The 22435-nt window shown below is 60.5% G+C and carries 24 protein-coding genes; 16 read left to right on the forward strand and 8 right to left on the reverse strand.

What is annotated here, in order from left to right; genetic code table 11:
• Positions 1-30: 30 nt before the first annotated feature.
• Together G547_RS0109165 and G547_RS0109170 are read right to left on the reverse strand one after the other, a co-directional pair.
• Positions 31-270, reverse strand: coding sequence for a BolA family protein (locus G547_RS0109165; RefSeq protein WP_027329604.1), 240 nt, complete (start codon positions 268-270; stop codon positions 31-33).
• Between the two features lie 156 nt (positions 271-426).
• Positions 427-1068: an MlaC/ttg2D family ABC transporter substrate-binding protein gene (locus tag G547_RS0109170; protein ID WP_051235140.1), complete on the reverse strand. Its 642-nt coding sequence runs from the start codon at positions 1066-1068 to the stop codon at positions 427-429.
• Between the two features lie 212 nt (positions 1069-1280).
• Between G547_RS0109170 and G547_RS0109175 the strand changes: the two genes are divergently transcribed.
• The 13 genes from G547_RS0109175 to yjgA all read left to right on the forward strand — a co-directional run bounded on the left by G547_RS0109175 (position 1281) and on the right by yjgA (position 11419).
• Entirely contained in the window at positions 1281-2267 is a 987-nt protein-coding gene (locus G547_RS0109175) for a calcium/sodium antiporter (protein ID WP_027329606.1), read from the forward strand.
• A gap of 92 nt (positions 2268-2359) precedes the next feature.
• A complete protein-coding gene (locus G547_RS0109180; protein WP_036187859.1) occupies positions 2360-3331 on the forward strand; it encodes a KpsF/GutQ family sugar-phosphate isomerase in 972 nt (323 codons plus the stop codon).
• Between the two features lie 19 nt (positions 3332-3350).
• Positions 3351-3926, forward strand: a complete 576-nt coding sequence (locus G547_RS20805; RefSeq protein ID WP_051235142.1) for a KdsC family phosphatase — start codon at positions 3351-3353, stop codon at positions 3924-3926.
• Position 3927: 1 nt separating this feature from the next.
• On the forward strand, positions 3928-4512 hold the full coding sequence (gene lptC / locus G547_RS0109190) for an LPS export ABC transporter periplasmic protein LptC (RefSeq protein ID WP_027329608.1): 585 nt from the start codon (positions 3928-3930) through the stop codon (positions 4510-4512).
• Positions 4490-5038: a lipopolysaccharide transport periplasmic protein LptA gene (lptA, locus tag G547_RS0109195; protein WP_084645828.1), complete on the forward strand. Its 549-nt coding sequence runs from the start codon at positions 4490-4492 to the stop codon at positions 5036-5038. The genes lptC and lptA overlap by 23 nt, the downstream gene beginning before the upstream one ends.
• A 4-nt stretch (positions 5039-5042) precedes the next feature.
• Positions 5043-5768 (forward strand): LPS export ABC transporter ATP-binding protein, encoded by a 726-nt coding sequence (gene lptB, locus G547_RS0109200; protein WP_027329610.1) that lies wholly within the window; start codon positions 5043-5045, stop codon positions 5766-5768.
• A 190-nt stretch (positions 5769-5958) separates the two neighbouring features.
• Positions 5959-7464: an RNA polymerase factor sigma-54 gene (locus G547_RS0109205; protein WP_027329611.1), complete on the forward strand. Its 1506-nt coding sequence runs from the start codon at positions 5959-5961 to the stop codon at positions 7462-7464.
• A gap of 57 nt (positions 7465-7521) precedes the next feature.
• Positions 7522-7812, forward strand: coding sequence for a ribosome hibernation-promoting factor, HPF/YfiA family (gene hpf / locus G547_RS0109210; protein ID WP_027329612.1), 291 nt, complete (start codon positions 7522-7524; stop codon positions 7810-7812).
• A 3-nt stretch (positions 7813-7815) separates the two neighbouring features.
• Positions 7816-8292, forward strand: a complete 477-nt coding sequence (gene ptsN / locus G547_RS0109215; protein ID WP_027329613.1) for a PTS IIA-like nitrogen regulatory protein PtsN — start codon at positions 7816-7818, stop codon at positions 8290-8292.
• A 42-nt stretch (positions 8293-8334) separates the two neighbouring features.
• Positions 8335-9207 (forward strand): RNase adapter RapZ, encoded by an 873-nt coding sequence (rapZ, locus tag G547_RS0109220; protein ID WP_027329614.1) that lies wholly within the window; start codon positions 8335-8337, stop codon positions 9205-9207.
• 5 nt (positions 9208-9212) lie between these two features.
• Positions 9213-9488: an HPr family phosphocarrier protein gene (locus G547_RS0109225; protein ID WP_027329615.1), complete on the forward strand. Its 276-nt coding sequence runs from the start codon at positions 9213-9215 to the stop codon at positions 9486-9488.
• Positions 9489-9523: 35 nt separating this feature from the next.
• Positions 9524-10876, forward strand: a complete 1353-nt coding sequence (locus tag G547_RS20810) for a hypothetical protein (protein ID WP_051235146.1) — start codon at positions 9524-9526, stop codon at positions 10874-10876.
• Between the two features lie 24 nt (positions 10877-10900).
• A complete protein-coding gene (yjgA, locus tag G547_RS0109235) occupies positions 10901-11419 on the forward strand; it encodes a ribosome biogenesis factor YjgA (protein WP_027329616.1) in 519 nt (172 codons plus the stop codon).
• Positions 11420-11431: 12 nt separating this feature from the next.
• Here the strand turns inward: yjgA and G547_RS0109240 are convergent, their stop codons facing one another.
• From G547_RS0109240 to corA, 3 genes are all read right to left on the reverse strand, one after another.
• Positions 11432-12142, reverse strand: a complete 711-nt coding sequence (locus tag G547_RS0109240; RefSeq protein ID WP_027329617.1) for an SDR family NAD(P)-dependent oxidoreductase — start codon at positions 12140-12142, stop codon at positions 11432-11434.
• Positions 12143-12198: 56 nt separating this feature from the next.
• Positions 12199-12843, reverse strand: coding sequence for an HAD family hydrolase (locus tag G547_RS22635; protein WP_169449438.1), 645 nt, complete (start codon positions 12841-12843; stop codon positions 12199-12201).
• Positions 12844-13200: 357 nt separating this feature from the next.
• Entirely contained in the window at positions 13201-14154 is a 954-nt protein-coding gene (corA, locus tag G547_RS0109250; protein ID WP_027329618.1) for a magnesium/cobalt transporter CorA, read from the reverse strand.
• Positions 14155-14295: 141 nt separating this feature from the next.
• On the opposite strand from corA, the gene G547_RS0109255 reads away from it, so the two are divergent.
• Positions 14296-14622 (forward strand): hypothetical protein, encoded by a 327-nt coding sequence (locus tag G547_RS0109255; RefSeq protein WP_027329619.1) that lies wholly within the window; start codon positions 14296-14298, stop codon positions 14620-14622.
• A 3-nt stretch (positions 14623-14625) separates the two neighbouring features.
• Here G547_RS0109255 and grxD read toward each other — a convergent pair whose 3' ends face one another.
• The 3 genes from grxD to G547_RS0109270 form a co-directional block, all read right to left on the reverse strand.
• Positions 14626-14949 (reverse strand): Grx4 family monothiol glutaredoxin, encoded by a 324-nt coding sequence (gene grxD / locus G547_RS0109260; RefSeq protein WP_027329620.1) that lies wholly within the window; start codon positions 14947-14949, stop codon positions 14626-14628.
• 157 nt (positions 14950-15106) lie between these two features.
• Complete coding sequence (hrpB, locus tag G547_RS0109265; protein WP_036187863.1) at positions 15107-17494, reverse strand: ATP-dependent helicase HrpB; 2388 nt, start codon at positions 17492-17494, stop codon at positions 15107-15109.
• Positions 17495-17920: 426 nt separating this feature from the next.
• The gene (locus tag G547_RS0109270) at positions 17921-19978 is read right to left on the reverse strand and encodes a TonB-dependent receptor family protein (protein ID WP_027329622.1); all 2058 of its coding nucleotides are present in this window, start codon (positions 19976-19978) and stop codon (positions 17921-17923) included.
• 329 nt (positions 19979-20307) lie between these two features.
• On the opposite strand from G547_RS0109270, the gene G547_RS0109280 reads away from it, so the two are divergent.
• Positions 20308-21471: an acetylornithine transaminase gene (locus G547_RS0109280; RefSeq protein WP_027329623.1), complete on the forward strand. Its 1164-nt coding sequence runs from the start codon at positions 20308-20310 to the stop codon at positions 21469-21471.
• Positions 21472-21519: 48 nt separating this feature from the next.
• A complete protein-coding gene (gene argF / locus G547_RS0109285) occupies positions 21520-22434 on the forward strand; it encodes an ornithine carbamoyltransferase (protein WP_027329624.1) in 915 nt (304 codons plus the stop codon).
• Position 22435 lies beyond the last annotated feature (1 nt).

Here is a 22435-nt window from a genome sequence, read left to right on the forward strand (position 1 = left end):
GTGAGTCATCGGTCTGAGGGAGACGCGGACTTATTGCTGTTGCTGCCACTCTTCCGGCGTAAGGGTTTTCATGTGCACCGCGTGGATGGTGCCCTGAGCAATACTGTCGGACAGGGCCGAGTACACCAGTTGCTGCTTTTTCACCGGGCTCATGCCGCGGAAGGTCGGACTGACCACCAAAAGGTTGATATGACTGCCATCAATGCCCACCTCCACTTCGCTTTCGGGAACCTGAGCTTCAACCAATGCTTTGATCTGTTCGGGTTGCATAGACTATCCAAGATTGTAAAAACCAGAGCGGAATCTTACCTTAATGAGGCTACAACCGCATCCCAAAAACCCTCGCACCGGTCAAATACCAGTGCCGCCAAACAACAATGCCGCCACCTTGCGGCGACGGCATTGCAGGCCTGACATCGGCTCAGGTCACATTTCGTCGAGCCAATTGTCGATCACCTTATCGATGTCGCCATCGTGTTTCTTCACAGCCTGGCCGAACTGACTGCGGAACGAACGGCCGAGATTCACCCCATCAAGCACGAGGTTGATCAACTTCCATTCACCCTGACGGTTCTGAGCCATGGTGTAGGACAGGCGATAGGTCGAACCCTCATGGGTCACTTTCTGATCGACGCTCACGCGGCGCTTGTCCGACAGGTCCCCTTTGGGCGACTCGATCTCGATATCACTGTCGATGTAGTTGGCAATGCCCTTGGCATAGGTGGCCACCAGGCCCCTCTTGAACACCCCGACGAAGCGCTCGACCTGCTCTTCCGAAGCCTCTTTGCGGTGTTCGCCCATCACGGCTTTGGCGATGAATTCAAAGTCCACCACCGGCTCCAGAGTCTCCTGAATAGCCTTGTAATAGGCTTTCGTATCGTTTTCACCCCCATTGTATTCCTTGACGGTATCGAACATGACGCCAGTCACTTCTTCCACCACAGCATGTGGCGTCTCCTTTTTTGCATCCACGGCGGAGGCCGCCGCGACACCCGCTGACAGCAGGCTGAGCCACGCCAGCATTCCGACGGTGCTCACCGCCGTTTTCCAATTGCGTAAAGTTGCCATACAGGGTTCCTTAAAGCCTCAATACCAAACCAATCGCTGCATCCCGTCGCCACCGAGCTTTGGCTCTGCCACTGACAATGCAACAGCTACACTATAACATTAGGGTGTACTCGGGACCTACTGTTCGAGCCTGCCCGAGCGTAAAAGAATGTTAGAGCGGACCGCCCCCGGGCACCGCACAACCCTTGACAACCGAGCTGCGAGCGAAGTCCATGACGCAACTTTGGCTGCCTTGCCTGAGCATCTTGATCGGCTTTATCGGCCTAGTCTGGAGCGCCGATCGCTTTGTTGGCGGCAGCGCCGCCCTCGCCCACCGACTCGGCGTCCCCAAACTGTTGGTGGGTCTCACCATTGTCGCCTTTGGCACCTCGGCACCGGAAATCGTCGTCTCCATCAGTGCCTCTGCTCGAAATGCGGGAGAGCTGGCGGTGGGCAACGCCCTCGGCTCCAATCTCGCCAACATGGGCCTTGTACTGGCCGTAACGGCTCTGGTCGCGCCGCTCCCGATCCGTAGACAGCTGTTAACCCGAGAAGTGCCGACGCTGTTGATCGTTACCGCCTTGGCCGGAATCGCACTACGGGACGGACATCTGGCTTTGTGGGAAGGCCTCGTTTTGATTCTACTGCTCCCGGCGGTGCTGACATTGATGGTCAAGACCAACCGGGAAACATCCATCGCGCTCGCCGAAGACGTGCCCCACTACGACTTGAAACAGGCTCTATTCTGGTTTCTGTTGGGGCTGGCGGTGCTGGTAGGCAGCTCAGAAGTGCTGGTCTGGGGCGCCAGCGAACTGGCGTTGGCACTGGGCGTCCCGTCATTGGTGGTGGGGCTGACCGTCATTGCCATTGGCACCAGCCTGCCGGAGCTGGCCGCCTCCGTGGCCAGCGCCCTCAAGGGCCATCTGGAATTGGCACTGGGCAACATTGTCGGCTCCAACCTGTTCAACCTGCTGGCCGTCATGGCCATTCCCGCCCTGATTCAGCAGCCGCGCATGGACCCGGCGGTATTCGCGCGCGACTACCTCGCCATGGCGGCAATCACACTCTTGCTCGCCGTAGCAATTGGCACGGACTACCGGCTGCGCCACCGGACAGCGGCGGGCAGCGCCCCCACGGCAGGCCAACTGGGGCGCCTTATCGGCCTTCTTCTGTTGGCGAGTTACGGCGGTTATTACGCCTGGCTGTTCGCCTCACTTTGACGCCAGTACCGAGATCGGAACAGAGCATTCGTCACAGCGCTGCCCGAACCGTATAATGACCCGCTTTAGATTCCTGAGCGAGCCCACTGCGCATGAGCGACTTCGACTTCATCCACTCTGGACGCCGCACCATCGACATCGAGCAGCAGGCCGTTGCCGCGCTGCGCGAGCGAATTGATGAGCGCTTTACCCGGGCCTGCGAAGTGCTCCTGGGCGTGCCGGGACGGGTCATCGTCACCGGCATGGGCAAGTCCGGTCATATCGGCAAAAAAATCGCGGCCACCCTCGCGAGCACCGGCACTCCGGCGTTTTTTGTCCACCCCGGCGAAGCCAGCCACGGCGATCTGGGCATGATTACCCGGGACGATGCCGTCATTGCCATCTCCTACTCCGGCAATTCCGATGAAATCATCACACTGTTGCCGCTGCTCAAGCGCCTGGGCATTCCGATCATCAGCATGACCGGCCGCGCCCAGTCACCACTGGCCCAGGAGGCTGAGGTCAATCTGGACATCAGCGTCGTCACCGAAGCCTGCCCTCTGGCCCTGGCCCCCACCGCCAGCACCACCGCGACGCTGGTGATCGGCGACGCCCTGGCCATCGCACTGCTGGAAGCGCGTGGCTTTACCGCAGAAGACTTTGCCTTTTCCCACCCCGGCGGCACCCTGGGCCGCAAGCTGCTGCTTCGGGCGGAAGACATCATGCACAGAGGCGAGGCCATACCCCGTGTCCCAGAGGACTTCAGCCTTTCCGCGGCGTTACTGGAAATGACTAAAAAAGGCTTCGGCATGACCACCATCGTGGACGAGGCGGGGCATCTGCTCGGGGTCTACACCGATGGCGACCTGCGTCGCAGCATTGACCGGGGCACCGACCTGACCGGGGCCCGAATCGGGAACCTGATGAACCGCACGCCGAAAACCATTGAGCCCCATACTCTCGCCGCCGAGGCGCTCAAGATCATGGAAGATAAAAAGATCACCGCACTGATTGTGCTCGACGAACAAAAACGCCCAAGCGGAGTCGTACATATGCACGACATACTGCGAGCGGGCATCATTTAATTCGAGGTTCTCTCTCCCCATGACCGATTCCCGCTTCGAGCCGCGCGCTCGCCGGATTCAATGGCTGTTCCTGGACGTCGATGGCGTTCTGACCGACGGACGGCTCTACTTCAGTGAGCGCGGCGACGAGCTGAAAGCGTTCAGCACTCTGGACGGCCTGGGCATCAAACTGCTCCGACGCAGCGGCGTCAAAGTGGGCATCCTGAGCGGTCGCAACACCCAGTTGGTGGCTCGCCGGGCCGAGAGTCTGGGTCTGGACCTTGTCATTCAGGGACGGGAAGACAAATGGGAAGCGCTGAGTGAGTGGCGCCAACAATGCCCGATACCGCTGGAGGCGATTGCCTTTATGGGGGACGACTGGCCCGATCTGACCATCATGACCCGCGTCGGCCTGGCCCTGACCGTCGCCAACGCCCATTCCGCCGTGGTGGAACGCTCGCACTGGCAGAGTTCGTTCCGTGGCGGAGAGGGTGCGGTACGTGAGGCCTGCGACCAACTGCTGCGTGCGCGTGGCGACTACGAGCGCCTGCTGAGCGACTACATCGCCCCGGCTGGCCGGGACACAACGGGTACCAGCGACGCACCGGAGGCCTGATATGTGGAAACACCCCCTGACCTGGGTCGGCCTGTTCCTGCTGATCGGCGTAGTCGCCGTTTGGGACTATTCGCCCGAGGACCTACTGCGACAACCTCAACCGGAGCAAGAGCGCTTTCCGCAGGCGTACATGCTCCAATCGCAGACCCGACGCTACAATACCGAGGGCGAACTTCACTACCGTATGACGAGCGCCCGAGCCGACTATTTTCAGTACTTGCCCGAGCGCAGCAGCCCGCGGGACTACTCCCTGATTCAGTCCCCCGACGTCACTGTTTTTGGGGAAGGCGAACAACCCTGGCGGCTCACCGCCCGCCTCGGGCACAGTAACGCCGCTGCCGATCGCCTCCGCTTTACCGGCGATGTTCGGGTCTGGCAGGCGCACGCCGGGGGGCGGACGGAAATTACCACGCCCGAGCTGCTGGTGGAGCCAAACCGCCAATACGCGGAAACGAGCAAAGCTGTTAAGATGCGCTCCCCGCAGGGCCAGCACGAAGCGATCGGAATGCGCGCGGACCTGAGTAAAAACCACATTGAACTGCTATCGGAGGTGCGGGGCACCTATGAACCAACTACGGCGAATTAAGCGTCCGCGCACGCCCGCCCGAGTAGCGCTAATGGCGCTATTGGGGGCACTGGTGGCGCCCATGGCCCTCGCCCTGCCCGAGGACCGGGAACAGCCCATTTACATCGAATCCGACCGCCTCGAGCGTAACGGACTCAACGGCGTCACCACCTATGAGGGGGACGTGCAGTTGCGCCAGGGAAGCCTGAATATCAGGGCCGACCGACTGACGGTGCACACTGGCGCCGACAACCAGGTCCAACGGGTGATCGCCGAAGGCTCGCCCGCGCGCTTTGAACAAAAACCCAACGCCGAAGACCCGCCCATCGCCGCCCAGGCGCTGACCATCCGCTACGATGTGGACCAGGAACAACTGGAACTCCTGCGCGACGCCTGGATGGAACAGGGCGAAGCCACCATGAGCGGCAACCGCATCGACTACGACATGGCGTCCGAAGTGCTCAAAGCCGAAGGCGACGCCGACAGCGAACGGCCGCGTATCGAAATGGTACTGCCACCTCAAAGCGACCGCTCATCACAGGATTGATTTCATGCCCAGCTTGCACGCGCTGAACCTGGCCAAGAGTTACAAGACCCGAAAAGTGGTTATCGATGTGTCCCTGTCCGTGTCCACGGGCCAGATTGTGGGCCTGCTGGGCCCCAACGGGGCGGGCAAGACCACCTGTTTCTACATGATTGCCGGCCTGGTGGGCGCCGACAATGGCCGGGTCTGTATCGACGACCGGGACATCACCCACCTGCCGATCCACGGCCGGGCCCGAGCCGGAATCGGCTACCTCCCCCAGGAGGCCTCGGTATTCCGCAAGCTCACCGTGGCAGACAACATCATGGCCATTCTGGAGACTCGCAAAGAGCTCAATCGCAAGCAGCGCCTGGCCAAACTGGATGCGCTGCTGCGCGAATTCCACATCACCCACATCAAAGACAGCCTCGGCATGTCACTCTCCGGGGGTGAGCGCCGACGGGTGGAAATCGCCCGAGCGCTCGCGACCGAGCCTGAATTCATCCTTCTGGATGAGCCTTTCGCCGGCGTGGACCCCATCTCGGTCACCGACATCAAGCAGATTGTCCGCCACCTCAGAGACCGCGGAATCGGCGTATTGATCACCGACCACAACGTCCGGGAAACGCTCGATATCTGCGAGAACGCCTACATCGTCTCGGAAGGCCATATTATCGCCGAGGGAGATGCGCAGACGGTACTCGCCAACGAGCGGGTGCGCGAAGTCTACCTGGGCGAGCACTTCCGCTTGTAGCATGTCACACTTGAAGCGACGTGCGCCGCTAACCAGAGCCCCAGAGGACTTGACAAAACCGATAAACGGCGCCTTAGGCACAAACATTGCTTTAAAAAGTGGTTGAGGTTATTGCCACTGAGCCTCAGGCTGACTAAACTCTGAAGTATTCGACACATTCGGTTTCGACCAGGGTCCAAGCAGCACACCCATGAAACAATCCCTACAGCTCAAGCTCGGCCAACAGCTGACCATGACGCCTCAGCTGCAGCAGGCTATCCGCCTTTTGCAGCTCTCGACCCTGGACCTGCAGCAGGAAATCCAGGAGGCCCTCGATTCCAACCCCATGCTGGAGGTTGAAGAGAGCCAGGACACCCCCGAGGAGAAGAGCAACGACGACCGGGAGTCCGAAGCCCGCAACGGCACGGACACTACCGACACCCGCACCGCAAGCTCCGACGATAGTCCTCAGACGGACAGCGACTGGAACGATGAGATTCCCAACGACCTGCCGGTCGACACCAGTTGGGATGACGTCTACCAATTGGCGCCGGCCGCCACCTCCTCCACCCCCTTCGAAGGCGATGAAAACAGCGACTACGACAGCCGGCGCGGGACAACGGATTCACTCTACGACCACCTGATGTGGCAGCTCAACCTGACCCCCATGTCCGACCGGGACCGCATCATCGCCATGACTCTGATCGACGCGGTGGAGCCCAGTGGCATGCTCTCCACCAGCCTTGAAGAGATTTTCGAGGGATTGAAAGACGACTGGGAAGAACTCGAGTTCGACGAACTGGAAGCCGTTCAACACCGGCTGCAACAGTTCGACCCGGTGGGCGTCGCCAGCCAGAACCTGTCCGAGTGCCTGCTGGTCCAACTGCAGCAGTTCCCCAAAGACACCCCCTACCTGGAGGCGGCCAAAACCATCGTTCGCCAATATCTGCCCCAGTTGGGCAGCCGGGACTACCGCCAGTTGATGCGCCGCACCCGCCTGAAAGAGCCCGAGCTACGCGACGCCATCACCCTGATCCAGAGCCTCACCCCCCGTCCGGGCGACCAGATCGCCAGCGGCGATGTCGAGTACGTTGTCCCCGACGTTTTCGTAGAAAAACGCGAGGGCCGCTGGATGGTGGAGCTCAACCCGGACATTGCGCCACGCCTACGGATCAATTCCGACTACGCCTCCATGGTCAAGCGCGCCGATTCAAGCACGGACAACACCTTTCTGAAAGACAACCTTCAGGAGGCGCGCTGGTTCCTCAAGAGCCTGCAAAGCCGCAACGAAACCCTGCTGAAAGTGGCCAGCTGTATTGTCGAAAAGCAGCGCGGCTTTCTGGACCAGGGCGCCGAAGCCATGCGGCCACTGGTCCTGCACGACATTGCCGAGCTGGTAGATATGCACGAGTCCACGATCTCGCGCGTCACCACCCAGAAGTACATGCATACCCCTCAGGGAATCTTTGAGCTCAAGTACTTCTTCTCCAGCCATGTCAGTACGGAATCCGGTGGCGAGTGCTCTTCCACCGCAATCCGGGCTATCATAAAGAAGCTGGTGGCGGCCGAGTCGCCCCAGAAGCCGCTCAGTGACAGCAAAATCACCGCGCTGTTGGCGGATCAGGGCATCAAGGTCGCCCGGCGCACCATCGCCAAATACCGTGAATCGCTGGGTATTCCCCCATCGAACGAACGCAAAACCCTGGGCCCGGCGTAAGTCCGGGCGGGGCTCGAACATTTGTCACGCGATAGCCACGCCAAAGAGGATGTTGCCATGCAGATCAATATCAGCGGCCACCACCTGGACCTGACCGATGCACTCAAAGACTACGTCAACAACAAACTCGAGCGCCTGACCCACCACCACGATAAGATCACAGGCACGGACGTCATCCTGTCCGTGGAAAAGCTTGAGCAAAAGGCTGAAGCCCGCGTCCACGTCAGCGGCAAAGACCTGTTTGCCGATGCCACCGACCTGGATATGTACGCCGCGATTGACCAGCTGATCGACAAGCTGGATCGGCAATTGATCAAACACAAAGAGAAGCTGCGCAGCCACCGATAAGCTATGGATATAAAAAGCATTATTACCCCCAGCCGCACGCTGTGCGGCATCGAAGGGGTCAGCAAAAAACGCGCTCTGGAAATCCTGGCCAATACCATCGCCGAGGACTGTCCCGAGATTGATGCCGACGATCTGTTCCGACGGCTCATCGGTCGGGAACGGCTGGGTTCCACCGGCATCGGCCACGGGATCGCCATTCCCCACTGCCGGGTCAGCAACTGTGAAGGCACCATCGGCGCTCTGATTACGCTGAAGGAGCCCATCGACTTCGATGCGATCGATTCCGAGCCCGTGGACGTACTCTTTGCCATGCTGGTGCCGGAAAACGCGCACGGCGAGCATCTGCAGACGTTGGCATCGCTGGCCAGCATGCTCAACGATGCCGATTTCAGAGCGAGGTTGCGCGAGGCCGACAGCAACGAGACTCTGTACCAGGTTGCCGTGGGCGAGCCAGCCGCCGCGACCGGAAACCCACGTTAACGCCCCACGGGGCTCTCATCGTCTCTCAGGAACGTCAGACTCATGCATTTGATCATCGTCAGCGGCCTGTCCGGCTCGGGTAAGAGTACGGCGCTGCATGTCCTGGAAGATGTCGGCTACAACTGTATCGACAACCTTCCGGTCAGCCTTCTGCCCGCACTGGTGGCCCAGATCCAAATCCACCGGGACGCCGATGACCAGAAGTTCGCCATCGGGGTCGATGTGCGCAACGCCTGGCAGGATCTGAACATCTTCCCCGAGATGATCGATACGCTGAAAGACGCCCATATCCCGATTCACGTTCTGTTTTTGGACACCGGACTGCCGGTACTGATGCAGCGCTTCAGCGAAACCCGGCGCAAACACCCACTGAGCGATCGCGACACCAACCTGCAAGAGGCCATCCGGGAAGAGCAGTCACTGCTCGAGCCGATCCGGGATACCGCCGATCAGGTACTGGATACCAGCCACCTGAACCTGCATGAGCTGCGCGATCTGGTTAAAGACCGGGTGGTCGGTCAGCACGATGCGACCATGGCGATTCAGTTCGAGTCATTCGGCTTCAAGCACGGTGTGCCGGTCAACGCTGACCTGGTGTTCGACGCCCGCTGCCTGCCCAATCCCCACTGGAAACCCAATTTGCGGGCGCAAACCGGTCAAGACACCGAGGTGGTTGCCTTTCTTGAGGGGGAAGAGAAAGTTCAGGCCATGTACCGGGACATCGAGAACTTTTTAAGCCGCTGGCTGCCCCACTATCAGGCCAACAGCCGCAGCTACATTACCATTGCCATCGGCTGTACCGGCGGGCAGCATCGCTCGGTTTATCTGGCGGAGCGCCTGCAGAGGCATTTTGCCAGCCAATACGAAAACGTTCTGGTGCGCCACCGGGAACTCAACAAAGCCGAACAGCACTGATCCCAATGCCATCAAAAACGATAACATTGATCAACAAAAAAGGCCTGCATGCTCGCGCCGCCGCCAAGCTCGCCACCATCGCCGGGCAGTACCAGTGTCAGATCCAGGTGCGTTGCCTGGGGGGCGACACCTGGGTCGACGGCAAGAGCGTCATGTCTCTGATGTTACTGGCGGCCGCCTGTGGCACTGAGCTCGAGCTGTGCGCCGAGGGCGAGGACGCCCCCGACGCCCTGGTCGCCATCGGCGACTTGATCAACGACCGGTTTGAGGAGGGCGAATAGCGCCCTTTCCTCGCACCTCTTTAAGGACTCAAGAAATGACACCGACGCCCCTATTGCTTCGTCTGCTTTTTACCCTGGCGATTGCCACCCTTCTGAGCGCTTGTGGCAGTGACGGTGAAAGCATCGGACGCCTGGACATGCGCACCCCGGACTCTGGGCTGAGACCCGCCCGCCCCGGGGCCACCTACGCCCCGGCACTGGGCGCCTGTGCCCGCCTTTTTGTCCGGGGAGGAGACAACAGCTTCACCCCCTGTACTCTGGAACAACTCCCGCTACTGGGCCAATCCCAGAGCGAGATCACGGTCGAGGCGATCATGAGCCGGACCCTGGTCAGTCACGACTGGATGGCCATGCGGTTTGAGCAAGCGTTGACTGCTCTGCCCCAAGACCTGCGAACCCTGTTCGGCGGCGTAACGGCCGTGGTGATCGGCGCGGATGTCAGACCGTCCTATTATTGGCTCGCCACCGGCGCCATTTACCTCGACCCGGCCAACCTTTGGCTGACCATTGAGGAGCGGGACACCATTTCCCGGGAGCCGGACTATCGCAGCGGGTTCGCGGCCGAACTTCAGTTCGACACCCTGGGACGCTACGTCCGCAATGGCGATTACGCCTGGTCCAGCGCCCCGCTGAGTGGGCCGGGCGAGGATCGTCCTCTGGACGCCATTCTCACCCCCATGGCCGCCCTTCTGTTTCATGAGTTGGCCCATGCCAACGACTATATTCCCCCGAGTGAGCACGCCACACTGGACCCCGAATGGCGCGTCGCCGAAGCCGCGACACAGTTACAATCAGAGAGCGTTTCAGCCACGGTGGCCAGCACTTTTCCGCTCAGCTCCACACTCATGATGGACCTGGCCGAAGTCATGTTTCAGGGGCGTGAAGCGACACAGAGTGAGCGCTCCCTGACGGCCCAAGAAGTGGGATTGGAATTCGCCACGGACTTCGCCACCGACAGTTACGCCTACGTCAATGGTGGCGATCGGCAGTTGTTTTTTGAAGATACCGCCATGATGTTTGAAGAAGCCATGATGCAGCATCATTTCAACGTGATGCGCGACATGGCCTTTACCGACCGCCCGGAAGGAGAGAACATCTACTGCAACGACTACGTGGTTCGCTGGGGCACCCGCGGCCGGGTCGGCGACGAACAGATCCAGCCTCGATTGGCCCTGGCCCTGTCGCTGCTTCTCGACGAGACCGATGTCTCCCCCTATATCGAGCAGCTTGAACCGGCCGAACCTTTGACCAACAACATCGGCTGGTGTGCCAACCTCCAACCGCAGGCCATCGGTATTCACGGCGCGGCCGGCACCCGGTGGCAAGAACCGCTCCCCAATCAGCTGCGCAACCGGCACGCGCCCGGTCACCCGCACCACAATCACTAGCGCACGGCGTTTTGATGGATTTTTATGAAGACTGACAACGATTACGACTTTGACGATTCCGAGAAAAGCAAAACCCAGGTCAAAAAAGAAATGCATGCACTGCAGACCCTGGGCAAACAACTCTCGGAGCTCAATGATGACCAACTGGGCCGCATGCCGCTCGAGCCCAAGTTGCACAATGCCCTACTGGAGTACCGCCGGCTGAGACACAACGAAGCCCGTCGCCGGCAGTTGCAGTTTATCGGGCGGCTGATGCGCGAGGCCGACCAGGAAGGGATTCAGAAAGTCATGGATCAGTTCAACCAGCAGAGTCGGGCCAACGTCCAACTGCACCACTCGGCCGAGCAGTGGCGCGACCGGTTGCTGGCGGAGCCCGACGCGGTTCAGGCGTTCATTGAAGAGCATACGGTCTCGGACATCCAGCACTTCCGCCAACTGCTGCGCCAGGCCCAGAAAGAAGCCACTCAGAACAAGCCCCCGGCCGCATCACGAAAACTGTTCAAGGAAATTCGCGATACCCTGGCGAAGGACATTTTCGGCTGACGCGCAACCACCCTACCAGGGCAAGTCGCTCCCATCCCAATGAACAAACCGCCCGGTGTCCTCCGGGCGCAGCGCGTCGATCACACTCCAGAGACGTTCGGCGGTCAACGCCGGGGTAAAGAGCTTGTCCTCGGGCAGTGATCGAGTGAAAGGCTTGGACAGCGGGGTATCGGTGGTTCCCGGATGCATGGCCACCAGACAGAGCTTGCGATGAGAGCGGGCAAGCTCCACCGCCGCGGTTTTGACGAGCATGTTCAGCGCCGCCTTGGAGGCTCGATAACCGTACCATCCACCCAGGCGGTTATCACTGATGCCGGCGATTTTGGCGCTCAGCACAATGGCTTTGGCGGGTTCTGATCGGGGCATGACCGGAATCAGGTACTTGAGAATCAGCGCCGGCACGATGCTGTTGATGGCGAAATAATGGGTCAGTTGCTCGCTGTTCAACTCCGCCAGTTTTTTCTCCGGCATACTTCCCTCGCGATGAAGCACCCCCACGGCACAGAACAAGAGGGTCAGAGGCTCTTCTCGGTTTTGGAGTTTCTCAGCCAGCGACTGCAGCGCTGATTCGCTGTAATCGCACTGGACATGCTCTACGCCCTCGGGCACTTCCATCGTTTCGTGACGGCTGACCGCCAGCACTTGGTAGTGCCTGTTCAAGTGGGCAATAATGGCTTGAGCAATGGCGCTGTTCGCGCCGAGAACGACGGCCAGGGGTTTCATGGGGGCTCCTCATTCGAGTCGGTTGTTAACCGATACGACGGGAAGCCTTTTTGGGATCAGGCCCGGGGCACGCGGAACTCGGACCAGTCGTGAAATACGCTCGCAACGCCAAAGGCTTCCAACTGTTCGGGGGTGGCGTGAGGGCGATAGGCCCAGACGGTGGCACCGGCTCGGGTCGCGGCGGTCAGTCCCGGCACGCTGTCTTCCACGACGAGGCAACGGGTGATATCCACGCCAATGCTTTCGGCCGCGCGGCGGTAGATGGCCGGATCGGGTTTGGCGACGGCGAGTTTTTCGGAGTCGAATCGGCGTGCTTCGGGGAAGTATTGGTCGAGGCCGGTGACGCCGAGTTTGAGCTGCAATTCGAAGGTGCGGGAGTTGGTGACGAGGGCGTAGGGGTGGGTTAGTTCGGCCAGCACGGCTTCGATACCGGGCATGGTTTTAAGTTCGGTTCTCATGAGTTGTTCGGAGAACTGGCGGTTGTCGTCTTTGAATTTGTCGAGGTCGGGGATGGGTGTTCCGAGCCGTTGTTCGACCATTTTGATGCAGTCGGGGAAGCTGTGACCGGTGAAGGTTGTGGCGACTTGTTGTTCGGTGTAGTCCATGCCAAGATTTTGGATGGAGCGGTGGAGGGCGCGGGTGGCAAGTATTTCGGAGTCGACCAGCACTCCATCACAGTCAAACAATACAGCTTCAAACAAAATGGTTTCCTCAGATTCGCTTTTGGTAAAAGTACTAATTAGTCCTACACAGCTGGCAAGTCCGGCCCGATTTGAGGTGAACGCTTCCGGGACACGCTGCAAGTACATCCCTGTACGCTCGCAACCGCGAATCCCACGCTCTACGGTCCCGGAAGCGTTCACCTCAAATCGGGCCTCCGTAGTCTGTAGCTGGCCTTAGGCACCAGGATCGCCGAGGTGTGGGGTGTAGGGTTCCCAGACCGTGGAGCGCGGGATTCGCGATTCGAGCCCCCAGGGATGGGTTCACGGCGTGTCTGGGAACCCTACACCCCACACCGTACCTCCGCACTCTGCTACGCGTTCAGCCATTATGGCGATTTACAACCAATCCTTGTGTTTGAAATACCAGTACGGCGCTATGCCGGACAGGACCATGATGAGCAGGGCCCAGACGTAGCCGAACTGCCAGTCGAGTTCGGGCATGATGTCGAAGTTCATCCCGTAGATGCTGGCGACCACCGTCGGGGGCAGGAAGACCACGGCGGCGATGGAGAAGGTTTTGATGATCTGGCTCTGTTCAATGTTGATGAAGCCCTGGGTGGAGTCCATCAGGAAGTTGATTTTGTCGAACAGGAAGGCGGTGTGGGACATCAGGGTGTCCACGTCGCGTTTGATTTCCCGGGCGGTTTCCTGCAGCTCGAAGTGCTCGCGCAGGTGGCGTTGCAGGAAGGAGATGGACCGTTGGGTGTCCATCAGGCAGAGGCGGATTTTGCCGTTGCTGTCTTCCAGTTTCGCGAGTTTGTCGATGGCGTCTTCGAGTTCGGCGTCGTCATCTTCGAGCACGAGGTGGCTGACGTCTTCGAGTTTGCGGTGGATGTCTTCGAGCACGTCGGCGAGGTTTTCGACTTTCTGCTCGAACATGGTGATCATCAGGTCCTGGGGCGAGGTGGCCTGGACCTGGCCGCGGCGGGCGCGCATGCGCAGCAGGCGGAAGTCGGCCAGGTCACCGTCGCGCAGGGTGATCAGGCGTTTTTCCTGCAGGATGAAGGCGACGGTGACGGTGCTGTGACGCCCCTCTCCCGGAGAGAGGAACAGGGAGTGGACGTGGAGGCCGGCGGCGTCCTGGAAGTAGCGGGCGGAAAATTCGATTTCTTCCACGTCGTCAGACTCGGGAAGCTCGGCCCGCAGGAAGGTATTGAGCAGTTCGCGTTCTTCTTCGGTCGGTTCGTGGGCGTCGATCCAGACCGCGTCGTTCAGCGCGGTTTTGAGGCTGCTGTCATCTACCGGTTGGTCGCGCAGGGTGGCGCCCCGGATATTGAACATTCTCAACATGGATCGTTCTCCTCACGATTACAGTATTGGTTTTCCCACCATAGCACAGAGGTTTGACACCTGAGTGGCGGCATTATACAACAGGCGCTTATCGGATGAATCTGATAAGGTATTGTTTTGACCGTTTAAAAGACTGCACCCATGAATTTTGATGACGTCTCTGCCAATATCCAATCCAAGATGCAACGCCTGGAGCAGCAGCTGGCAAACCTGCGGGCCGCGCGCCAGCGCGTGGAAGGTGATGATGCCGCGGTCGCGGTCATTGACCGGGATATCGGGGTGCTGATGGAGACGCGGGCGAAGCTGCTTCGCTCGCAGGATCTGGTGCAGCAGGTGCACACCATCGGACAGCAGACTCAGCAACAGCATCGGCGCGATCGCTTCTACCAGAAGCTGAGTCTGGCCCTGATCGCCTTCAGTGGCGTGGCACTGTTGGCGTTGTTGGGCGTCTACCTGTTTGTGATGTAGGGCTTACTCTTTGGGAGCCGCTTCTTCCAACAGTGGCTTAAGCTCACCTTTCTCGTACATTTCCATAACGATATCGCAGCCGCCGACCAGTTCGCCCTTGACCCACAGTTGAGGGAAGGTCGGCCAGTTGCCGTATTGGGGCAGGCCGGAGCGGATTTCCGGGTTGGCCAGTACGTCGACGTAGGCAAACCGCTGACCACAGGCCATGACTGCTTGCGAGGTGCGCTGGGAAAAGCCGCATTGGGGCGCGTTCGGGGAACCCTTCATGAACAGAATGACGGGGTTCTCTTCAATTTGCTGTTTGATGGTTGCCTGTACTTCGTCCATAGGGCTGACTGACCTCTTCATTTCATTGGGACGTGAATGTCATCGCGAGATAAACCAGAAATCCGCGCTGCGGGAAAGACCCAGCAGGCGAGTCAAGTATTACTATTCTAACGCAGGGCGTTTCGGGAAACCAGCCGGCGTTGGCTTCAAGACTGGCTCAGCCCTGAGCCAGTCGCTTTTTCGTTAGCCGGGTCGGCGGGTGGCTGAGTGGGTCTTCCGGCCATGGATGTTTGGGGTAACGCCCGCGCATCTCCTTACGGACCCCCTGATAAGCGCCCTGCCAGAAAGAGGCAAGATCGGTGGTGATGGCCAGGGGGCTACCGTTGGGCGAGGCCAGGTGCAAACGCAGTGGCACCCGACCCTCAGCCAAAGTGAATCGCTCACAGCCGAAAAACTCCTGCAGCTTGCCACTGACTTCCGCCATGCCCTGCTCCGGATACTCGACCGGCACTTCCCGGTCGCTGGGCAAAGTGACTTTTCGAGGCAGCAACCGATCCAGCGCCAGGACATTGTCAAACCCCAGATAGAACTGCAGCCCGTCAAGCCAAGGTAGCGCATCGGGGCGCACGCGCTCCGACAGGTAGGGCCCCAACCACTCTTCCAGGCGGGCCGTCAGGGCTCCCTCGCCGAGCTCGGGCAGCTCGAGCAGAGCGGCATCCCGGGCCAGCCGCGCCCGCCGCAACAGCTGAGTCGCGGCCTCCGGCCAGGGGTAAACGCCCTCGCCTTTTGCCTGAATATCCGATATCAGGGCGGCAACCAGGGCGTCACCCGACACGGGGGCCCGATCCTCCGCCGTGATCGAACCGCCCATTCGCCACAGGGTTCGCCACTGCCAGCCCCGGCCGGACAGGGTCAACTCGGAAGAGGCCTGACTCAAGGCCCGTTGCTGCTCCGGCCCGAGCGACAGACTCCAGCCCAGGCCCGCGTGTCCCTTGCCCCGGGCGATGACTTCGGGAAACACCGCCCACTCACTGTCCAGCGTGCCTTCGGGGGCGACACTGATACCGCTGTTGAGCCGGTAGCGCCCCGAGGACTGCCGATGGCCAATCCGATCGCGGAAGACGTGGGCCAGCACATCCCTTGCCAGCGGCGGGCCCTTCTGCGTCGACACATCGAGCGCTTTGCTCCACCGGCTTGCCTGCTTTTGCCAAAGACGGTTTCGGGCCAGTTCCCGGTCGGCCCCGCGCTGCCAGTCGTCCAGCTCCAAGGCGTCAAAATGCAGAGCCAGGGCCAGTAACAGCGCCTCTTCCGGCAAGTGTTCGCATGCGGCTGCCGCTTGTAGCAAGGCGGCAATACGTGGATGGGTCCCCAAAGCCACCACCTGACGGCCTCGTTCGGTAATCCCCCCCGTCTCATCCAGATGACCCCAGGCTCGAAGCTGCTCCCGCGCGGCGGCCAGTGCCATGGGATTGGGCGGCTCCAGCCAGGGCAGGTCTTCAGAGGGCGAACCCCAGTGGGCCAGACGCAACGCCAAGGGCACCAGGTCGGTCGAGCGAATCTCCGGCTGATCTGCTGGCGCTAAGACTTCGCTCTGCGCCCACAACCGAAGACAGTCCCCCGCCTGAACCCGACCGGCCCGGCCGCGCCGCTGTTCGGCACTGGCAGCGCTGATACGCCGGGTCTGCAACCGACTGACCCCCGTGCCCTGTTCGTACACCGAACGGCGCGCCAGCCCGGAATCAATCACCAACGTGACATCGCCAATGGTGAGGGAGGTTTCGGCAATATTGGTTGCCAGAATCACACGGGGCCCGCTTGCCGGCTCCAGCGCCCTTGCCTGCTCCGCGTCCGATACCCGACTGTGCAACCGGACGACCTGAGAGTTCTCCCTCGCCAACCGCTGCCCGCAGGCCTCAATCGCCCGCCAACCGGGCAGAAACACCAACACCGTGCGGCTTCGCCAGTCCGACACCGAACCGAGCGCATTCGCGACCTGCAATTCCAACGGTTCGGGCCGTTGCCGTGCATCCAGCTTCGGCGCCCGATAGTCAACCGAAACGGGAAAACACCGTCCGGGCGCAAACAGACGCTGCTCAACCTGGGTTTGCAACGCCGGATCAGGCGTTGCGGACATCAACACCAACACCAAATCCTCCCGAAGAACCGCCGCCTCCTGCAGCAGCGCCCAGGCGGTATCCTGATCCAGCGCCCGCTCGTGCACCTCATCCAGCATCACGGTAGCGACCCCTTCCAACTCAGGATCGGAAAGAAGGCGCTGCAGGAAAACCCCCGGCGTCATCACCACCAACTGCGTCTGCCCGGAGACCTTTCGGTCAAACGGCACCTGATACCCGACCGTCTGCCCAACACCCTCACCCAGCAACTCCGCGAGCCGCCGGGCCACCCCGCGCGCTGCCAAAATACGCGGCTGAACCACCCACACCTGCCGCCCCTCGGGCGCCGCCTCCAACGCCCAGAGCGGCGCCAAAGTCGACTTCCCGGCGCCGGGCTCGGCTTCGAGCAAAAGGGGCTCCGGACCCAGAGACTTTAGGAAGTCGGGCCGGTAGTCACTGAGAGGAAGGTTGGGGAGTTCAAGTGCTTTCAATGAATAGGCCTGTAACAAAATTGGTTGAGGAACTTCGTAGAAGGTACGGTCGGGCCGTCAGGTATACCATTTCGGAAACGCATAAATCCATCCCTGAAGCTCCATCGTTTCTCCCTGAAACGACGGTTCCGAAATGGTATACCTGACGCCCCGCCCTCTGTGCCCCCACTTTAGCTTTACTCTCTTTTCAGATTTGTATTTTTGAACAAATGTACACGGAATCACGTGTGTTGATGGTGGGTGGCGCGCTTCGCGCTTACCGCACCCTACGAATCCATAGAACCTCGAAGATGGCACTGAGGGCTTGGGCGGGGTAAACCCTTGCAGGACCGTGGAGCGGGGGACCCGCGATTCGAGCCTACAGGGATGTATTTACGGCGTGTCCTGCAAGGATTTACCCCGCTCAAGCCCGGACTACCCCGAACGCTACCATTGATAATCCACATTCAGACCAACACTCACCTGACGTCCGGGCGCGGGCTCAAAAGAACGACCATTGCCCTGATTCACAATCACCGCCCCCACATACGGCTCATCCGTCACATTCTCCAGTTTCGCCCAGCCAGCAACCAACCAATCCCCAAACACACGTTCAGAGTCCACACTAAAATCCCAAGTGACCGCCGACGGCGCCCAGGTCTCATTATCATCCGCCGTCGCCACCTCACTGCGATAGCGACCCACCAACGTCAACCCCAAACGAGAATCCAACAAAGGCTCCCAACGAAGCTGACCATACACATTCGAATCCGCAATCCCAGGCAACTGATTGCCCGACCACTCGCCGGCCGAATAGGTCGCATCCAGATAACTCGCACTGTAACGGGCCCACCAACCCGGCGCCAGCGACAGCGAACCGAACGCCTCCAGGCCCCAACGCTCAGTGGCCGCCGCGTTGCGATACGTCGTCCGCCCCCCTTCGGACTGATCCACCACCAACTCATCCGAACTCTCAATCTGAAACACCGTCAGCTCCATCAGCGGCGAACCGGGCGGCCCAAAGCGAACCCCGATGTCCCGTTGATCACTCTCCGCCGGCGACAGCTGGGTATTCAACCCGGTCCCCTCATTGCGATAGGCCATCTCCGTCAGCGTCGCCGTTTCGTAACCGCGCCCCACACTGGCAAACAACTGCCACCGGTCCATCAGGTCATAAGTGACGCCCAGGGCGGTCGACACAAAATCGTCCTCCCGGCCACCACTGTCGTCAGGGTTGGCGGGTTGTCCGTTTTGAGTCGGCACGATGAAATGATCATCCACCGCAAACGTCAGGTCGCTGTATCGGGCACCGCCGGTCACCGACCAACGAACGCCCGGCTGCCAGGTGAAAATGGTGAACAGGTCCCGACTGTCCACCTCGCCCAACTCGTTCCGACGCAAGTCGCCGGTGACCCCGTTATCGTTCACATAACCGCGGCGACGGTCTTCCATCTGCTCCAGGCTCAGCCCCACTGAGGCTTCCAACGGGGCACCTGCCAGGGTCAGGTCCCGCGTATAGCTGGCCCGCAGGCCAGCGAAATCGCGGGTCAGATCAATCACCGCACCGGAACTGGTGATGTCCTCACCGCCGAAAGGCAGCCACTGATTCACTTCCCGCTGACCCCGCCAAAGGGCCGCTTCCCAGCGGTTCTCGGTTTGCGTCTGGCGCAGCGTCATGGAGGCCTGACGATGCCGGATTTTTTTGCGGGAATCATAGGTAAAGGCACGTTCATTGCCCGCTTGCGGGTCTTCCCGCCAGCGCTCGGGGCTCAAGCCCAGAGGATCTTGCAATAGCGGGTCGTCGCTGATATCCACCCGGACAATGGCCTCAATGCCACTATCAGCGAGGTGGTAAAGCCGGGCCCCGGCATTGCGCCGTTCCGCCTCAGCGTGAGGGCGTTCGCCATCGCTCTCAAACCGGGAGGCCTGAATCCGCGCGCCCCAATCCCCCTCGCGCCACTCGCCCGCCAGGGCCTGGCGACGCCGGTCGCCCTCGCCAGCGAGGAGCTTGGCACTCAAACGGTTGTCCTCGGGGGCCGCCGTCTCAAACAGAATTACCCCTCCGGAGCCGTTGCCGTATAGCGAGGCCAAAGGGCCGCGCAGCACGCGCACGCGGGTGACCTCATCCACCGGCACGCTGGAGAGCTGGCCCTGCCCGTCGGGCGTGGCCAGCGGTACCCCATCCAATTGCAGATCAATGCCGCGCACGCCAAAAGCGGAGCGCGCCCCGAATCCACGAAGGGTGACCCGGGTGTCCTGAGCATAGTTGGAACGGCTGTCGGCCTGCACCCCGGGCAAGCCCTGGAGGAGCTCTCCGCTGTCAATGCGCAGTCCCGGCTGCTGTTCGCGCATGCTCAACTCGGTCCCGCCCGGCATGGGTTCGGGTTGCTCATCGCGCTCGCCAGTGACCACCAAGGTCTCCAGGCCGTCACCCCAGGCCGGAGCGTTCAATGTCGCCGCAACAATGAACAGAACAGGGATCGGAAACCATCGCATAACCGTCATTCAATACCACCTTTTGGATCGGGAAATCGTTTTCCGCTGCCGCCGAGGCAAGGGCCGCTCATGATACCCACTCTGGCGTGCCTGTGCAGGGAGCCGCATCCCTCACAGTACGGCCCGTAAACGCAAATGGATGCCATTTGCCAAGCCTGAAAAATGGCTATAGTATTGCTCTTTTGCCATTTCATGGGCTCGTTTCCCCCCGCCTGTAGCGGGCTTGAATGGCTCCGGTATTCCTGATTGATCCCCGCCTCAACGCATTGGCAGCCTGTTATCACAACGGGCGTTTGGCGGTTTTTTTGATGGTGCTGAAGAACCACAGTGGAGTGTAAATGGACACATTGATGAACACATACGGTACCCGCACGCTGACCCTGGTCCGGGGCGAGGGCAGCCGTGTGTGGGACGATCAGGGCAACAGTTATATCGATGCCATCAGTGGCATCGCGGTTTGCGGGCTGGGACACTCTCACCCGGCGGTTACCCGCGCTCTGGCCGAACAGGCCGGCACGCTGCTGCACGTTTCCAACCTCTACAACATTCCCCAGCAACGCCGATTGGCGGATTTGCTGTGCGAACAGGCCGGAATGGAGCGGGTGTTTTTCTCCAACTCGGGGGCGGAAGCCAACGAGGCCGCCATCAAGATGGCGCGGAAATACGGCGCGGCCAAGGGCTTGGACAAACCCACCATTATCGTGATGGAAAACAGCTTCCACGGCCGCACCATGGCCACCCTGAGCGCGACCGGCAACAAAAAGGCTCAAGAAGGCTTCGCCCCATTGGTGGAAGGGTTTGTCCGGGTGCCTTACAACGACCCGGAGGCCGTGCGCGCCGCCGCCGCAGAACACAAGAATATTGTCGCCGTTCTGGTCGAACCGATTCAGGGTGAAGGCGGCGTGCGGGTGCCCTCTCCGGGCTACCTGAATCAGTTGCGGGAAATCTGCGACCAGAATGACTGGCTGCTGATGCTCGATGAAATTCAGACCGGCAACGGCCGCACCGGCCGCTACTTCGCCTTTCAACACAACGGTATTCAGCCCGATGTGCTCACCACGGCCAAGGGGCTGGGTAACGGCGTACCGATCGGCGCCTGCCTGGCCCGCGGCGATGCCGGAGACATTTTCCAGCCGGGCAATCACGGCTCAACGTTTGGCGGCAACCCGCTCGCCTGCAGCGCCGGTATCGCCGTGGTGGAAACGCTGCTGAATGAAGGCTGGATCGCGCGTGCGGCACAGCTGGGAGACTGGCTGTTGCGCGAGTTCCAGACCCGGCTGAGTGGGGACGACAAAGTCGTGGACATTCGTGGCAAGGGGCTGATGATCGGCATTGAGCTGGACCGCCCCTGCGCGAAGCTGGTCGCTCAGGCGCGCGAGCGCGAGTTGCTGATCAACGTCACGGCGGGCAACACCATACGGCTGCTACCGCCGTTTATCTTGAGCGATGCGGAAGCCGAACAACTGGTGACCGGCGTGGCGGAATTGATTCGCGCCCTTTAATTCATCGGCCGTGTGCGCGGCCCACTGTTGACACAACGAGTTGCCATTATGGCCAAACCAAGACATTTTCTGACACTGATGGACCTGGACCCCACGGAACTGAACGCCGTGCTCAATCGTGCCATCGAGCTAAAAGCCATCCAGGCCAAGGGCGAGTCTGAAGAGCTGTTCAAAAACAAAGTGCTGGGGATGATTTTCGAAAAATCCTCTACCCGCACGCGCGTCTCGTTTGAGGCGGGCATGGCGCAGATGGGCGGCCACGCCCTGTTCCTCTCGCCGCGCGACACCCAATTGGGCCGGGGCGAACCGATTGAGGATTCCGCCCGGGTACTTTCGCGCATGGTCGACATTGTCATGATCCGCACCTTTGAACACGAGAACGTTGAACGCTTTGCGGAATATTCCAAAGTGCCGGTGATCAACGCGCTGACCGATGACTTTCACCCTTGCCAATTGCTGGCCGACATGCAGACCTTTCTTGAGCATCGCGGCCCGATCGCCGGGCGCACCGTCGCCTGGGTGGGCGATGGCAACAACATGTGCCAGTCCTACATCAATGCTGCCCAACAGTGGGACTTTGAGCTGCGCATTGCCTGCCCCGAAGGTTTTGAACCCCGCCAAGACCTGCTGGAAGCAGCCAGCGACCGCGTGACCTTGTTCCGTACACCCGAAGAGGCGGTCAAAGACAGCGACCTGGTGGTGACCGACACCTGGGCCTCCATGGGTCAGGAAGACGAAAAGAAAGCGCGTGAGCGGGCCTTTGACGGCTACCAGGTCAACGCCGAACTGATGAGCCACGCCCACAACGACGCGCTGGTCATGCACTGCCTCCCTGCCTACCGCGGCAAGGAAATCAGTGCAGAGCTGCTGGACGGCCCCGATTCGGTCGTCTGGGAAGAGGCGGAGAACCGCCTGCACGCGCAAAAAGCGCTGGTCGAGTTTTTGTTAAACCATTCACGGTAGC

Source organism: Marinimicrobium agarilyticum DSM 16975 (assembly GCF_000423345.1).
Lineage (GTDB): Bacteria > Pseudomonadota > Gammaproteobacteria > Pseudomonadales > Cellvibrionaceae > Marinimicrobium > Marinimicrobium agarilyticum.

What these genes read in the sequence shown, in the direction of transcription:
- G547_RS0109165 (WP_027329604.1), bottom strand. Translation starts at nt 270, where the DNA reads ATGCAACCCGAACAGATCAAAGCATTGGTTGAAGCTCAGGTTCCCGAA.
- G547_RS0109170 (WP_051235140.1), bottom strand. Translation starts at nt 1,068, where the DNA reads ATGGCAACTTTACGCAATTGGAAAACGGCGGTGAGCACCGTCGGAATG.
- G547_RS0109175 (WP_027329606.1), top strand. Translation starts at nt 1,281, where the DNA reads ATGACGCAACTTTGGCTGCCTTGCCTGAGCATCTTGATCGGCTTTATC.
- G547_RS0109180 (WP_036187859.1), top strand. Translation starts at nt 2,360, where the DNA reads ATGAGCGACTTCGACTTCATCCACTCTGGACGCCGCACCATCGACATC.
- G547_RS20805 (WP_051235142.1), top strand. Translation starts at nt 3,351, where the DNA reads ATGACCGATTCCCGCTTCGAGCCGCGCGCTCGCCGGATTCAATGGCTG.
- lptC (WP_027329608.1), top strand. Translation starts at nt 3,928, where the DNA reads ATGTGGAAACACCCCCTGACCTGGGTCGGCCTGTTCCTGCTGATCGGC.
- lptA (WP_084645828.1), top strand. Translation starts at nt 4,490, where the DNA reads ATGAACCAACTACGGCGAATTAAGCGTCCGCGCACGCCCGCCCGAGTA.
- lptB (WP_027329610.1), top strand. Translation starts at nt 5,043, where the DNA reads ATGCCCAGCTTGCACGCGCTGAACCTGGCCAAGAGTTACAAGACCCGA.
- G547_RS0109205 (WP_027329611.1), top strand. Translation starts at nt 5,959, where the DNA reads ATGAAACAATCCCTACAGCTCAAGCTCGGCCAACAGCTGACCATGACG.
- hpf (WP_027329612.1), top strand. Translation starts at nt 7,522, where the DNA reads ATGCAGATCAATATCAGCGGCCACCACCTGGACCTGACCGATGCACTC.
- ptsN (WP_027329613.1), top strand. Translation starts at nt 7,816, where the DNA reads ATGGATATAAAAAGCATTATTACCCCCAGCCGCACGCTGTGCGGCATC.
- rapZ (WP_027329614.1), top strand. Translation starts at nt 8,335, where the DNA reads ATGCATTTGATCATCGTCAGCGGCCTGTCCGGCTCGGGTAAGAGTACG.
- G547_RS0109225 (WP_027329615.1), top strand. Translation starts at nt 9,213, where the DNA reads ATGCCATCAAAAACGATAACATTGATCAACAAAAAAGGCCTGCATGCT.
- G547_RS20810 (WP_051235146.1), top strand. Translation starts at nt 9,524, where the DNA reads ATGACACCGACGCCCCTATTGCTTCGTCTGCTTTTTACCCTGGCGATT.
- yjgA (WP_027329616.1), top strand. Translation starts at nt 10,901, where the DNA reads ATGAAGACTGACAACGATTACGACTTTGACGATTCCGAGAAAAGCAAA.
- G547_RS0109240 (WP_027329617.1), bottom strand. Translation starts at nt 12,142, where the DNA reads ATGAAACCCCTGGCCGTCGTTCTCGGCGCGAACAGCGCCATTGCTCAA.
- corA (WP_027329618.1), bottom strand. Translation starts at nt 14,154, where the DNA reads ATGTTGAGAATGTTCAATATCCGGGGCGCCACCCTGCGCGACCAACCG.
- G547_RS0109255 (WP_027329619.1), top strand. Translation starts at nt 14,296, where the DNA reads ATGAATTTTGATGACGTCTCTGCCAATATCCAATCCAAGATGCAACGC.
- grxD (WP_027329620.1), bottom strand. Translation starts at nt 14,949, where the DNA reads ATGGACGAAGTACAGGCAACCATCAAACAGCAAATTGAAGAGAACCCC.
- G547_RS0109270 (WP_027329622.1), bottom strand. Translation starts at nt 19,978, where the DNA reads ATGACGGTTATGCGATGGTTTCCGATCCCTGTTCTGTTCATTGTTGCG.
- G547_RS0109280 (WP_027329623.1), top strand. Translation starts at nt 20,308, where the DNA reads ATGGACACATTGATGAACACATACGGTACCCGCACGCTGACCCTGGTC.
- argF (WP_027329624.1), top strand. Translation starts at nt 21,520, where the DNA reads ATGGCCAAACCAAGACATTTTCTGACACTGATGGACCTGGACCCCACG.